The 13,791-nt window shown below is 64.4% G+C and carries 12 protein-coding genes and 4 pseudogenes; 8 read left to right on the top strand and 8 right to left on the bottom strand.

What is annotated here, in order from left to right; translation table 11 throughout:
- From VKG81_RS16145 to VKG81_RS16120, 6 genes and pseudogenes are all read left to right on the top strand, one after another.
- Positions 1 to 1,284, top strand: a 1,284-nt coding sequence (locus VKG81_RS16145) for a hypothetical protein (RefSeq protein WP_324397568.1), incomplete at its 5' end; no start/stop codon positions are given.
- Positions 1,285 to 1,364: 80 nt separating this feature from the next.
- Positions 1,365 to 2,747: pseudogene (locus tag VKG81_RS16140) on the top strand (IS1380 family transposase).
- Between the two features lie 460 nt (positions 2,748 to 3,207).
- On the top strand, positions 3,208 to 3,648 hold the full coding sequence (locus VKG81_RS16135) for a nuclear transport factor 2 family protein (protein WP_324397570.1): 441 nt from the start codon (positions 3,208 to 3,210) through the stop codon (positions 3,646 to 3,648).
- Between the two features lie 43 nt (positions 3,649 to 3,691).
- Positions 3,692 to 3,830, top strand: a pseudogene (locus VKG81_RS16130) (short-chain dehydrogenase); the annotation flags it as partial.
- 205 nt (positions 3,831 to 4,035) lie between these two features.
- On the top strand, positions 4,036 to 4,344 hold the full coding sequence (locus tag VKG81_RS16125; RefSeq protein ID WP_324397567.1) for an NAD-dependent epimerase/dehydratase family protein: 309 nt from the start codon (positions 4,036 to 4,038) through the stop codon (positions 4,342 to 4,344).
- The gene (locus VKG81_RS16120) at positions 4,310 to 4,642 is read left to right on the top strand and encodes a hypothetical protein (RefSeq protein ID WP_324397566.1); all 333 of its coding nucleotides are present in this window, start codon (positions 4,310 to 4,312) and stop codon (positions 4,640 to 4,642) included. The genes VKG81_RS16125 and VKG81_RS16120 overlap by 35 nt, the downstream gene beginning before the upstream one ends.
- 286 nt (positions 4,643 to 4,928) lie before the next feature.
- Here VKG81_RS16120 and VKG81_RS16115 read toward each other — a convergent pair.
- Positions 4,929 to 6,017: pseudogene (locus VKG81_RS16115) on the bottom strand (IS110 family transposase).
- A 174-nt stretch (positions 6,018 to 6,191) separates the two neighbouring features.
- Between VKG81_RS16115 and VKG81_RS16110 the strand changes: the two are divergent.
- Together VKG81_RS16110 and VKG81_RS16105 are read left to right on the top strand one after the other, a co-directional pair.
- Positions 6,192 to 6,995 (top strand): annotated as a pseudogene (locus tag VKG81_RS16110) (IS5 family transposase); the annotation flags it as partial.
- A gap of 245 nt (positions 6,996 to 7,240) precedes the next feature.
- The gene (locus VKG81_RS16105; protein WP_324397565.1) at positions 7,241 to 8,317 is read left to right on the top strand and encodes an IS110 family transposase; all 1,077 of its coding nucleotides are present in this window, start codon (positions 7,241 to 7,243) and stop codon (positions 8,315 to 8,317) included.
- Between the two features lie 144 nt (positions 8,318 to 8,461).
- On the opposite strand, the gene VKG81_RS16100 is transcribed toward VKG81_RS16105, so the two are convergent.
- From VKG81_RS16100 to VKG81_RS16070, 7 genes are read right to left on the bottom strand one after another with little or no spacing between them, the layout of a single operon-like run.
- On the bottom strand, positions 8,462 to 9,595 hold the full coding sequence (locus VKG81_RS16100; RefSeq protein WP_324397564.1) for an NAD(P)H-dependent flavin oxidoreductase: 1,134 nt from the start codon (positions 9,593 to 9,595) through the stop codon (positions 8,462 to 8,464).
- A 14-nt stretch (positions 9,596 to 9,609) separates the two neighbouring features.
- The gene (locus VKG81_RS16095) at positions 9,610 to 9,909 is read right to left on the bottom strand and encodes a hypothetical protein (RefSeq protein ID WP_324397563.1); all 300 of its coding nucleotides are present in this window, start codon (positions 9,907 to 9,909) and stop codon (positions 9,610 to 9,612) included.
- Positions 9,910 to 9,925: 16 nt separating this feature from the next.
- The gene (locus VKG81_RS16090) at positions 9,926 to 11,056 is read right to left on the bottom strand and encodes an FAS1-like dehydratase domain-containing protein (RefSeq protein WP_324397562.1); all 1,131 of its coding nucleotides are present in this window, start codon (positions 11,054 to 11,056) and stop codon (positions 9,926 to 9,928) included.
- Positions 11,057 to 11,404, bottom strand: a complete 348-nt coding sequence (gene fdxA, locus VKG81_RS16085) for a ferredoxin (RefSeq protein WP_324397561.1) — start codon at positions 11,402 to 11,404, stop codon at positions 11,057 to 11,059.
- A 13-nt stretch (positions 11,405 to 11,417) separates the two neighbouring features.
- On the bottom strand, positions 11,418 to 12,644 hold the full coding sequence (locus tag VKG81_RS16080; RefSeq protein ID WP_324397560.1) for a cytochrome P450: 1,227 nt from the start codon (positions 12,642 to 12,644) through the stop codon (positions 11,418 to 11,420).
- A gap of 15 nt (positions 12,645 to 12,659) precedes the next feature.
- Positions 12,660 to 12,884: a ferredoxin gene (locus VKG81_RS16075; protein ID WP_324397559.1), complete on the bottom strand. Its 225-nt coding sequence runs from the start codon at positions 12,882 to 12,884 to the stop codon at positions 12,660 to 12,662.
- Complete coding sequence (locus VKG81_RS16070; protein ID WP_324397558.1) at positions 12,881 to 13,783, bottom strand: SDR family NAD(P)-dependent oxidoreductase; 903 nt, start codon at positions 13,781 to 13,783, stop codon at positions 12,881 to 12,883. Before VKG81_RS16070 ends, VKG81_RS16075 begins: the two co-directional genes overlap by 4 nt.
- Positions 13,784 to 13,791 lie beyond the last annotated feature (8 nt).

The following is a 13,791-nucleotide window of genomic DNA, read 5'->3' as shown; positions in this document are numbered from 1 at the left end:
GTCGTTGGTGGCACGGGAATGGCGGGCAATGCCATTGTTCCTCACCTCTTGAATGAAAGAGGAGCGGAATACGACACCGTGATTTGTTTGGCCCTCTCGGTGGACGAAACGACGTTTGCTTCGCGAACCTCTCGGGAATACATTCCCCTCGTATCCAACATCGACGAAAAGGAGGCGGTGGTAAAAAGCCTCATCGACGTCGGATCCCCCGCGGTTACCCACGTATATTGGTTTGCAGAAGCAAACCGGCCACCCAAACTCGGAAGTGCGGTGATCATGCGCCGACTTCTCGCCGTGACCGATGGGCTTGCTCCCGTGATCCATAGACTCTTGAAAGTAAGCCCACAATTCGTCCGCGATCAATTGTATGGCAACATGGCGCACCTCGCAGGAAGCGGCGTGAACGAGCGAAACCAATTGTGGATCAAAAATGTCTTGGACGCGCTAAAGGAAATCGAGGCCCCTCTCAAGGTCTTCGTATTCGGAACAGGGGGCAAACACTACGGGATGCATTTGGGGCCAAGCCTGTGGCCCGGCTATTCCTCCCCTTTCCATGAAGACACCACCAAAGGTCCAGGCCCTCTCAGCTATTTCGACACCCAGGCCTTTATCCAGCGACGGGCCGCAGAGGATGGGTTTACCTGGAACGAAGTGCGGCCGACGTTCATCATTGGTTTGGCCCCCGAACTCACCGCGACGACGCAATCGTTTGGCATCGCGCTCGCTACATACGCGTCGATCCTTAAAGCACAGGGAAAGCAGCTAATGTACCCCGGAACGGACGGGAGCTACAATGCAATGATCAATCTGAACACTTCGGAAAAAATTGCCGAAGTCGCGGCGTGGAGCACCGGCCATCCCAACCAAGCGTTCAATTGCCCTTCTTGTCCTCCGTTCAGTTGGAAGCGGGTGTGGGGGGAAATTGCTGCGTGGTTTGGAATGGAGCCCGCGGACCCGGTGAAGAAACTGGTAGGACAGTCTTCCGAATTAGTGGCCGGGCCGGAAGCGGCAAATATTTGGAAGAATCTTCAGTCGACGCACTCCTTGATAAAGCATGACTTAAATTGTTTGTTGAACTATACCTTCCTCGACAAGAGTCTCATGTCGGGATATGATTCCGTATTCGCTACGTCAAAGCTGGAAGAATTTGGGTTTCCCGAAGATCGAATCTACGAATACAAGAGCGGTTCGGATTGCATGACGGCGTTTCTTGAGCGTTTGGTAAACGAGAAGGTGATTCCTAACCCGGATCGTTCACGGGGCATGGGTGTTGTCGGCGTGTAGATGCACGGAAGTGCCTGTCCGGCAGGGGATTCTTGGACTTGCGACGGTTCAAGTTTCTCCGGCTGGAAGGCACTCCGTAGGTGAAGCGTACTTCGTGGTCGGCGGGCTTGTCAGTAACCGGTGATGGGACTGGCGTGGTGGCTCACGCGGGCAGCGCTGGCCTGCGGCTTTTGGCTGACCGGGTTGGGTTGACCGGCGCGGTGTCGACCGCGCTGGCACGTCGCTCGTTTACCCCGGTCCATGATCGTGGCCGGGCGCTCGCCGATGTGGCGGTGATGCTTGCCGATGGCGGTGAGGCCATCGCTGATATCGATGTGCTGCGCCACCAGGCCCCGCTGCTGGGCGAGGCGGCTTCGGCGCCGAAGGTGTGGCGGACGCTGGCGGAGTTGACCCCGGCCCGGCTGGCCCGCATCGACATGGCCCGCGCCCGGGTACGCCGGCACGTGTGATCATTACTGCCCGGCGGCGTGCCGCCGCCGCGGGTCGCCGACACCGACCTCGGTGAGGTGGTGGTGCTCAACGTCGACGCCACCATCGTCGTTACTCATTCCGAGAAGGAGTCTGCGGCACCCACGTTCAAGGGCAGCTTCGGGTTTTATCCGATCGGGGTGTGGTGTGACAACACCACCGAGCTGCTGGCTGCGCGGCTGCGGCCGGGTAACGCCGGGGCCAACACCGCTGCCGATCACCTCAAAGTCCTGTCCGCGGCGATCACCCAGATCCCCCGAGCCCACCGCAAACACCTGTTGATCCGTGCTGACGGCGCCGGGGCCTCCCACGATCTGCTGGACTGGCTGACGACCCTCAACCAGGTCCGGGGCCGCTGGGTCGACTATTCGATCGGGTTTGCTCTCACCGAGAAACTGCGTGCGGCCATCATGCTGGTCCCCGAGTCGGTGTGGACTCCGGCACTGAATGCTGACGGCGCGGTGCGAGCCGGCGGCGATGTCGCTGAGCTGACCGGGCTGTTGGACCTGTCGGGCTGGCCGACGGGGATGGGGGTCATCGTGCGCCGCGAACGACCCCACCCCGGTGCCCAACTGTCCCTGTTCGAGCACACCGACGGCTGGCGCTACCAGGCGTTCGTCACCAACACTCCCACCGCGCAGCTGGCGCTCCTGGAGGCCCGCCACCGCGCCCATGCCCGCGTCGAAGACCGCATCCGACACGCCAAAGACAGCGGCCTGGGGCGATTCCCGTCCCGCGACTACCGCATCAACCAAGCGTGGCTGACCGCCGTCGCGATCGCCGCCGACCTGACCGCCTGGCTACGCCTACTCGCCCTGAGCGGCGCGCTGGCCAAAGCCGAACCCAAAACCCTGCGGTACCGAGTGCTGCACGTACCGGCCCGCCTGGCCTGCACCGCTCGACGCCGACACCTACGCATGCCGGCCACCTGGCCCTGGGTCACCGACCTCGTCGCGGTCTTCGCCCGCATCGCGGCCATCCCACAACCGGCCTGACCCACCCGCCCAACCACGACTCGAGGAACCCGGAGAACCGCAGCCCGGCAGCGCCAGCCGGCCATCCCTCCCACCCGCGAACAACATCCCCCACCGTCTCAACCAAAGCGTCCGCCGTCAGCACCCCGTGAATGACCGGGGCTAAAGAGGTATACGGGCATTCCAGCGTGACGCTGAAGTCATACTGACGAGGAAGCAGATAGCGCTGGCCGGCATGGCCAGCGGCGTCCTCGCTAGCGCGGTGTCTCATGATCCGCGGCATCAACGGCAGCTACTGAACGCGCACCCGCTTGACCGACATCATAGGGCGAGGCAGACGGGCGCACCAACCTCGCGCCGGAACGGCGTGCGGGCGCGGAGGAAACACCAGAACCGTCGCATGATTCCAGTGAACGGCAACCCTCGTAGTACCGGCCTGCAGTCTGCGACAGGCTACCGCCAGACGAAAGGGCATCCCGCGATGAGTGTTGATCGGCTGCAATCGCTTCTCGACGAGCGCGCCATTGAGCGCGCACTCTTCCAGGCGGCCCGCGCCATGGACGACCGCGACTGGGAGGGCCTAGCCGACATCCTGGCCGACGACGCTGTCGGTGACTTTGGTACCGGACGACGCGACGGAAGCGCGGCGATTATCGAGCTGATCCGCGGGTTTGTCGATCACTGCGGGCCGACCCAACACCTGCTGGGCAACGTCCTCATCGACGTCACAGGTGACACGGCGGTCAGCCGCGCCTATGTCCACGACCTGCACCTCTCGACCGAAGACGCCTCCTCGCGGTTCTACACCCTTGGTGACTATTGCGACACCTGGGAGCGGCGGGCAGGAAGGTGGCGACTCATCGAGCGGATCAAGTCCAACCGCGCCCACGTCGGATCACTTGAAGAAGTGTTCGGCGCGTGACCATCACCCAGGACCCACGGCCGACTAACCGGCTAACGCCACCGTGACCGATCTCGGCAGATACGACCCCCGGACGGTGGCAGCCGGTGGATCTGAGGGCGTGGGCGCCGAATTCGCCTATCTGCTCCGGTCAAACCGACATCAACCTGGTGCTGACCGCGCGTAAACCACAGCCTCTCGAAGCACGATCAGGCTGGCTCCGCCGGCGGTTTTCGGAAGGAGAAACGCATCCCGCAGCAACGAACACGTGTCTTCCTCACGGGGGCAACTGGTAATTGGGGCCGATACATTCTCGACGAGTTTCGCGCCCGAGACGACCGCTTCGATGTCGTGGCCTTAGTGCTGCCTTCAAAGTCGGATGCCAAGATCATCCGCGGCTAGAAGGACATGGAGAACCTTCACGTAGTCATCGGCGACTTGACCGACTACTCCACGGTGCAATCCTGTGTGGCAGGAACGGATATCGTGTTGCACGTCGGCGGCGTCGTATCCCCCGCAGGCGACGATGATCCCGCTCTGAGTCACCGGGTGAATGTCGGCAGTGTCCGCAACATCGTACGCGCGGTGCGCGCCCAGCCCGACCCGTCGGGCATCGCGGTTATGGGCATTGGAACGGTGGCGCAGACCGGCGACCGCAATCCCCCCGCACCACTGGGGGCGGGTGGGAGATCCGTTGCGGCCGGCCCGGTTCGATGAATACGCGCAGAGCAAGGTTATTGCGGAAAAGGAGCTGATCGACTCTGGGCTGCCGAAATGGGTCAGTCTGCGGCAGACCGGTATCTTCCATCCAGGAATGCTGGCGATCCGCGATCCGATCATGACGTATTCCCCGCTGGGCGGAGTGATGGAGTGGGTGTCCGGGGAGGACTCCGCTCGCCTGATCGTCAACATCTGCGATAAAGGTGTACCGCCCCAGTTTTGGTGCGACATACAACATTGGAGGCCAACCCCCGATCAGCCGACTGTCACCAACCTGACTGCCGGGTACACCTGATATGTAGAGAAGTTTGTCAAGCGGGCAAGGTGAGGCGCCGCCGGGGAGCTACCCCGACGGCGCCTCTTTGCTTCCTCGGCGAATCTGTGTGGTGAGCGTGTCGGTTGGCGACGCGCGGTCAGACTGATATAAGCGGGTTGGCTACCGCAGGACGGGGTTTCGGCTGGATCGCATCCGCTTGTCTAGCATCGAGCGTCGACCCGAAGGGGTCTGCTCATAGGTGTGTCGCGGGTCGATCCACGCGCTGCCACCACTGGACTCGAGGAGGAAGTAGAACAGGTGGCGATCAGTCGTTTATGACCGCCAGGGACCAGCACCAGCCGGCCAGCTCGCGGGCGATCGCAACATTGGCCACTGTCGGCCGCTTGTGGCGTTCGAGGAAACCCACCCACCTGCGGTGCAGGCGGCGGTTGCCCTGGTCCCCGCGGGCGCGGGCAGCTGCCGAGGCCTGGGTCCCACCGCGAACGCATCACCGCACCCACGTGATACCGGGGTGATGCCAGGCTGCCTCGACCAGCAACCGGCGAACATGAGTGTTCCCGGTCTTAGTGATCGTCCCCTGCACCCGCGACGAGCCCGACGAGTACTCCGAGGGAACCAATCCAACGAACGAACCAATCGTGTGGCCGGTGAACCGATTCCAGTCGCCGATTTCCGCCGCCAACGCGCTTCCGGTCAAGGTACTCACGCCTCTGAGGCAGGACACCCTGCGCACGATCGGGGTGAATTCACAGTCAGCGGCCACGTCCTCGATCGCCGAGTCGAGGCGCCCACGCCTGGCCTGCATCGTCAGCACGTGGTCGTAGTCGGCATCGAACGCCAGCCGTGTCGCCGGTGCCCTCAACCGCGGCGCCGCTTCGGTACGCAGCCACCGATCATGCGCGCCGGTCCAGGCGGCGCCCCCGTGGTAGACGATGCCGTGCCGCAGCAGCAGCTTCGAGAGTCGATGGCGCGCTGTCATCAGATCGCCGCGGCAGTCCTCACGGGCCCGCACCAGATCACGGGCTGCTTCCTGAGTCACGCTCGGGATCGACACCGCGGTGATTTCGTCGAGTCGCAGCAACCGGGACAGATGCAGTGCATCGCGGGCATCGGTTTTAACTCGGTCTCCGGATGGTTTCTGCAGTTTCGACGGTGCGACGACCTCACATCGGACCCCGGCGTCGGTCAACGCCCGATGCAACCCCAAACCGGTCGGTCCGGCTTCATAGGCCACCGCCACCGGGCCCGACAACCCCGATATCCACGACCGGATGTGCTCATATGACGGGGTCAACCGGGTCTGGAACACCTCGCCCGTGACGCTGTCGATTGCCGCTGCCGCTACCGAACGTGCGTGCACGTCCAGTCCAACACTCGTACGCTCGGTAAACACCGGGGCCTCCCACCACTGTCGGAAAGACCGAGCAGGCGACTCCCTACTCGGTAACCCACGAACATGGGTGAGTGAGGCCCCGGCCCGCAACCCCCAGCTCAACGCCGGCGGTCACGCATACCGTCTAGGGCGTGTCTGCCAAAGTTTTCCGGGTGGGTGTTCGATCGTTGGGGAATGACTCGTACTGGAGTGATTTCTGATTCCTTGTGGAAGCTGATTGAGCCGGTGATGCCGTCGTCGGCGGGGCGGCGTGGGCGGCCGTGGAACGATCACCGCGCGACGCTGGAGGCGATCGTGTGGCGATTCCGTACAGGTGCGCCGTGGCGGGACGTTCCCGCTGAACTCGGTGCATGGCAATCGGTTTGGGAGCGTCATCGGCGCTGGTCGATCGACGGCACCTACGCGGCCATGCTGGCCGCAGTGCATGCCGGCGGGCAGTCGGCTGATGCTGAGCGAGCGGGATTGATCTCGATTGATTCGACGAGCGTTCGCGCTCATCAACACGCGGCCGGGGCACCGGCGGCCGGCCTCAGGGGGGGCTTGGTCGAATTACACGAAACCCAGCGCTGAACCCGACGATCATGCGCTGGGCCGCTCGCGCGGCGGCTGGACCACCAAGATCCACGCTCTGGTTAATGACAACTGCGCCGCGGTGACGCTGCGGCTCACCGCTGGGCAAGCCCACGACAATCCCCAACTGGCGCCGCTGGTCGCGGCCTACACTGCTGCCCACGGCCGCCGGTTTCGGCTGCTGGCCGATAAGGGCTACGCACACAACTCCACCCGTATCCACCTGCGCAAACACCGCATCACCCACACCATCCCCGAAAGATCCGATCAACTCGCACACCGTAAAGCCCAGGGCTCACGCGGTGGACGTCCACCAGCCTTCGATCCGCTGATCTACCGACATCGCAACACCGTCGAGCGCGGCTTCAACCGCTCAAACATTGGCGCGGCATAGCCACCCGCTACGACTGTGAGGATGAACAGGTGCCGCCCCGGACCGCGGTTTGACCCGCGTTACGACTGGCCTTCGGTGCCTTGTGTTTGATCTGTCGACCACGGACCCGGGGCGGTGCTTGCTGCCGTCGGGTCGGCAAGGCGTGTCTCCATAGGGGCCTTGCCAGTAACAGGGCACCGTCACAGTCCTGACCGCCTCCGCCGACCCGACGACGGCCATCCGTTCCCGAGCCGTCAGGAGACGAACGACCTTGCCCAGCATGCACCCGCCAGGACCATCCGATACCGCCGAAGTGGTGCTGGGGGTGGACACGCATAAAGATGCCCATGTCGCCGCGGTGCTCACCGCGTTAGGCGCCCTACTGGCAACCAGCAGCTTCCCGACCACCGCCAAGGGCTACCGGCAGCTGCTCGCCTGGGCCCGAGGGTTCGGCACGGTGCATCGCGCTGGAGTGGAGTGCACCGGCTCCTACGGCGCTGCGTTGTCTCGCCAACTGCGCTCCGAAGCCGTCACCGTCATCGAAGTCAACCGCACCGACCGAGGAGACCGCCGACGCCGCGGCAAGACCGACACCATCGACGCCGAGACCGCTGCTCGCGCGGTGCTGTCCGGGCGGGCCACCGCGATCGCGAAGTCCGGCGATGGGGAGGTTGAGATGCTGCGAATGTTCAAGCTGGTCAAGGCCTCCGCCATCAAGTCCCGTGGGCAGGCGATCAACCAGCTCAAGGCCGTATTGGTCGGTGCCGATCCCGCCTTGCGTGAGTCGATGACAGGCCTGAGTAACCCCGCACTGTTCCGCCGATGCGCCGAGCTCAACCACCCCGATCCCGGCGACCCCCCGAGCGCGGCAGCATTCACATTGCGCCTCCTCGCCCGGCGCATCCTCGAGCTAACCAGCGAGATCGACGAGCTCAACGCCCAGATCGCCACCACGGCCAAAGCTCGCGCACCCCAACTGCTGCAGCGTTATGGAGTCGGCCCTGACACCGCCGCCGCGCTCATGCTCGCCGCCGGCGACAACCCGGAACGTCTCCACAGCGAGGCTTCCTTCGCCGCGCTCTGCGGGGTCAGCCCGATCGAAGCGTCATCGGGCAAGACGCACCGACGCCGGCTCAACCGCGGCGGCGATCGACAGGCAAACTCTGCCCTCTACACGATCACGATCGCGCGCCTGCGCTGGGACAAACGCACCCAGGACTACGTTCGACGACGCGTTGCCGAAGGCAAGACCCGGCGCGAGGCCATCCGCTGCCTCAAGCGCTACATCGCCCGTGAGATCTACGAGGACCTCACCAAGACCAAGAGCACGCCACCGTCGGCCCAATCGGCGGCTTGACATCCATAGGGGCATCAAATACGCACTGACCTACCTCGGCGGAGTCATCCTCGCAGCAGCAATAACCGCTCACCGCCTGCAATTACCAGACACGCCCTAGTCGGCTTCCGCCGTCTGTTTCCTGACCCACCGGCGGTCGCCCGGTCAGTCCGCCATCAACTCCTCGTACTGGGCACTCATGCTGCCGAGAGTGTCCAGGTACTCCTCGACCATGTTCAGCACGATCTCCGAAGCCGGCTGTACTTTGGTCATGCGGCTGACGATCTGACCGACCGGGCCACCGACGAGTTCATGCACACCCGCACGCTTGGCCCGCGCTGTGGCGTCGGCGTACAGCAGATACTGCAGCGGCATGGGAAGCGGCCCTGGCCCTGCCGGGTCATCCCATGCCTCGGTCCAAGGGGTGCGGACCTGCCGATTCGGCTTGCCGGTCTGCGCCTTCGAGCGGACCGTATCGGTGGAGTTCATCTTCATAAACCTTTCGACCCGGTACGGCTCGGTTGGCGCCTCGCGGCATGTCAACCAAATCGAGCCCGTCCAAACGCCGGCGGCGCCGAGGGCCATGGCGGCGGCCATCTGACGGCCCGAGCCGATACCGCCCGCGGCGAGCACCGGAACGTTGCCCACGGCGTCGACCACATCTGGAATCAACACCATGGCGCCGATCTCGCCGGTATGCCCGGCAGCCTCGTACGACTGAGCGATGATGATGTCGATACCGAGTTCTTTACCGCGCACCGCCTGGTGAGGTTTGCCTACGAGTGCGGCGACTTTCGTCCCGCGTTGATGCGCGAGGTCGATTACCCAGGCGGGCGGCGGCCCCAACGCACTCGCCAGCAAGGGAAATTCATGGCCGAGAATCGCATCGATCTGTTCCTCGCCGCCGGCGGCGGTCAACCCTTCCGCCGCCCAGCCGTGGTGCTGTCCGTCGGCCTCCGGCAGCGGCGGCACGTTGTAGCGGCGCATGATGTCCTCGGCGTAATCCCGGTGGTTCTTCGGGATCATCTCCTCCAACTTGTCGACCACGTCCGCGGTGCCGGTCATTCCAGCCTCCCGATCGACAGTCTTGACCGGCAAGGCGACGTCGACCGCGTAGGGACGCCCACCCGAGTTCTCTTCCAGCCACCGCAGCTCAATGTCGATTTCATCCGGTGACATCGCCAGGACACCGAGCACGCCCATACCGCCGGCGCGTGACACGGCGGCCACCACATCGCGGCAGTGGCTGAACGCGAAGATCGGGTATTCGATGCCCAGCTCGCGACACAACTTGTTCATCAATGGTTCCTTAGTCAGTCCGAGGCGGGCAGCGGCTTAGCCGCCTTGATTTCGAGGACCTCTTCGCCGACAGTCAGGCCTCCTGGTCCAGCCTTGGTGCACAACACTTCCAGCGCGCCGCTGGTGTCACAGTAGCGCTTGCCGATCAGCAACATCTCTCCGTCGACGGACGCATCCACGGCTGGTGCGGCGTCACCGGTAACCATCGGCTGGCCTCCGCAGCGGATATCGACATCCTCCGCGGGTGTCCGTACGACGATCACCTGTGCGCTGGAAACTCTGCTGTTGAGTCTGAGGCCGGGTCGCAATTGCATCTTCGGTCCTTCCTGATCAGTTGTAGATGCCGGCAGTGCCGTCAGCGGTCGGCGCGAACAGCAGCTCGTGCACGGGAACAGATCCGCGCGTTGGAAGCGCCACGGTTGCTCGGCCGCTCGCCGTTATCGCACCGGACTGATTGACGTTTTCCACCTCGACGTCTGCGCATGCCTCGGTGCTGTGCTCATAGGTCCGCACCACCGTGCCGCGCACGGTGTTGGTGTCGCCGATGAGATTTGGCCGGTGTAGCCGAGTTTCGATGCGCAACAATTTTCCGTGGTCGCCCATCCAGTCGGTGACCGCCTGGGTCAGCCAGCAAATACGTTGGGGGCCAAAGTCAAACGATGCCGATTGGGCTCGCGCTTTGCGCGCGTACTCTGGATCGGCGCGCCCGCCGGCGCCCATGTCGATGGTGCCTTCATCGACGTGCCGAGCCCGACGGGTGCTCAACGCACCGTGAGTGAACAAGTACAGCTCGGTGGTCGTGAAGGTTCCTTTGGGCAAGTCAGGGATCGGGTCATCGGCCGACACGGTGTCGGCATATCGCGCCTCGCTGCCGCGGCGAGTCCGCTGCCACACCAACGGGTCTGGCGCGACGCGCGGCCCGGACGCTTCCGTCGGAGAGGACGACTCGACACCTGCGCCGGGGTTGGGGAATCGCAGCATGTGATTGGTCAATCTCGCCAGCAACTCGCGGCGCGAATTCCAGTACTCGGTGGTGCCAGTGCAGATCAATGCCTCGCCCAGTTGGCGCGTCGTGGTCTTGCGGATGTCGGTGGGCGTCTCAATGCTGCGCACCCGATCGCCGAGCCAGATCGGCCGGAACCATTCTGCGGTTGCGCCGATATACAGAATCGTCAGGTCTTGCATCGACACGTCGGCCTCCGGGATGTGGCCCCAAATAGAGGCATTAGCACCGAAGTCGATCGAGAAGATGAAAGCCGGCGGCGCGACGAGATCGTGATACGGGCCGGCTTCCGCGTACGCGCGGTCGCGGTAGAGCGGATTGTAGTCACCGGCTCCGTCGGCGTAACGCGCCAGCCACTCCTCGGTGACGGCTCGCCACGGCCGCCGCGGCGGCATCGGTTCGCCGAGCCGCGCCTTGTAAGCGGCCTCGAATTCGTCGAGGGTGGTGATCTTCGGCATTCAGGTCCGGTCCTTCACCGGTAGTACAGCGATCCTCGGGGTGTCGGCGCCCAGCGGCCCGATATCACCGGCGCCGCCCGGGTTTCCCACCGGCTTATCTCTGCCCGGCAAAACCGTGGTGAAAAAGTCGGCGTTGTCGGCGATGAGCCATTCGTCTCCCGGGGGAACGTCGTCGTCGATGTAGATCGCCTGCACCGGACACTGAGGTTCGCAGGCGCCGCAGTCGACGCACTCCACCGGGTTGATGTACAGCTTGCGCTTTCCCACGTAGATGCAGTCGGCCGGGCACACCGTGATACATGAGCGGTCCATCACGTCCACACAAGGCTCACCGATCAGAAATGCCATCGGTAACTCCGTGTCATGGGCGTCGCCACTTCACCGGGAGCATCGACATGCCCGCTGTGAGGTACTCCGCCGCATACTGCGGCTCGCCAGCGAGCTGCAGTGTGGGGAACCTCTTGAATAGCGAGGCCAACGCGACTTGCATCTCCATGCGCGCCAGCGGCGCCCCAAGGCAGTGGTGCACGCCGTGGCTCAGCGTCAGATGCCGGTTGGGTGTGCGGGTGACGTCGAACGCGCCCGAGTTCTCGAACTCACGCGGGTCGTGATTGGTGCTCGCGGGGTCGATAAGCACGGCTTCGCCTTTCTTGACCAACACTCCGTCGATCTCGACGTCCTCGGCAGCCAGAAACGGCGGCAGCCCGCCTGACCCGGTGACCAGTTCGCCGATTGCGAAGAATCCGTGCCGCAGCACCTCCTCGACCGCGGTAGGAACAACCCCGTCGATGTCGGCGAGCAATACCCTCAGCTGTTCCGGATTGCGCAGCAACGCCACCACGCCCTGGTTGATGAAGTTGGCCGTGTTGTCGAAACCGCCGACGATGATGACCATCGCCATCCGCAGGATCTCTTCATCGGTGAGCGAATCGTCTTCGTCTCGCGCTGCGGCGAGTGCGCTGAGGAGATCGTCGCGCGGCTCTTCTCGCCGGGCGGTGACCAGCTCGGCCAGGTACAGATACAGCTCTGCCCCGGCCTGAGCGATCGCCTGCTCGGTCATCCCCGACGTCGCGAGCGTCGACTTGCTCCATTCGACGAACTTGTCGCGATCCGACAGCGGCACGCCCAACAATTCGGAGATCACCCGAATCGGCAGCGGCAGCGAGAATTCGGCGACAAGGTTGGCCGGCGCGCCGTTGGCTGCCATGGTGTCGAGAAGTTCGTCGGCGATGCGCTGCGTACCGTCCCGCAGTTGCGCGATCCGGCGGGCGGTGAACGCCTTTGCGACGAGCTTGCGCAGCCGGGTGTGGTCCGGCGGGTCGGCCATCTGAATCGTGGTCTTCAGGAAATCGGGGTAGTGCACGAAATACGGCGGTTCCTGCTCGCCACGAGCGAATGGCCCGCGCACGAACTTCGGGCTTTCCAACATCTGTCGTGCAGCCTCATACCGGTGGATGACCCAGGCGTCACCACCGACCGGCATGGTCACCTTGGTCATCGGCCGGTCTTCGAGGAGCCGGTGGTAGGCCTCGACCGCTTCCTCGGGTGACGTGGCGGGAAACGGGTACTGGGGCAGTGTCTTGGTCATCTGGGATCTCCGTTTTCAGGCATCGGTTTCGATTTCTCGCCCGTCCTCATCACGCAGCACGATCGCTGAGACCGGGCAGGATTCGTAGGCATCGACGAGCGCGGCCGATGGCGCTTGGCGGCTGTTGCGCACGCTCGACTTGCCGTCGACCAACTCGAACACGTCGGGGGCCAGCGCAATACACATCTTGTTGCCCACGCACGCGGCACGGTCGACCTCTACGGTCCATTCGCCGCTCATGAGCCGGCCACGGGTGTCGGCAGCATCAGCGGTGTGGGCTCCAGATCTCCGATCGCCAGGATCTCGTCGAGGCGGTCGGCGACGGTTTCGGGGGTCAGGTCGGGATCGGCGATCCCGGCCGTGTTGGCCACGACGAGCCGGTTGACGCCGCCGCCGGCGGCGTTGAGGACTTCGCCGGTGATGGCGCAGCTTTGGTGCGCGAGATACGCCGCGACGGGTGCCACCATTTCTGGTGGCATCGCCTGCTTCATGAACTCGGCGGTGCCCGGTGGCAGCGCGGGAGCGGCCTCGTCGATCATCCTGGTGCCGGCCCCCGGGGCGACGGCGTTGACCTTCATGCCGTGCGCGGCCCCGGCCACCGCCAGGTTGCGGGTCAGCCCGAAGATCGCGCCCTTGGCCGAGCCGTAGTGCACCATGTCCGGCGCGCCGAGCATCGCACTGGACACCGTGTTGACGATGCGGCCCGCGCCGGCTTCCACGAGGTGCGGCCAGGCGGCCCGGCTGACCAGCAGGCTGCCGAAGTAGTGCACGTCGAGGAAGCGCTGGTATTGGCGCAGCGAAATCTCCAGCCACGGGCGCACAAAGTAGATTCCCGCGTTGTTGATGACCGCGTCGATGCGACCGAACGCCTCCACGGCGGTAGCCACGATGGCCTTCGCCCCGTCCTCGGTGGCCACCGTCGCCGTCGAGGCCACCGCCCGGCCACCGGCGGCCACGATGCCCGCGACCACCTGGGCGGCGGGATCCTCGCCGGTCGGTGTGCCGTCGACCGCGCCGCCGGGATCGTTCACCACGACCGCGGCGCCGCGGGCGCCCAGCAGTTCGGCGTAGGCGCGACCCAAGCCGCGACCGGCGCCGGTCACGATCACCACGCGATCAGAAAAGTCCAGGAATGTCATCGGATTTC

Source organism: Mycobacterium sp., from assembly GCF_035314905.1.
Classification (GTDB): Bacteria; Actinomycetota; Actinomycetes; order Mycobacteriales; family Mycobacteriaceae; genus Mycobacterium.
This window is presented reverse-complemented; position numbering and strand designations above follow the sequence as displayed.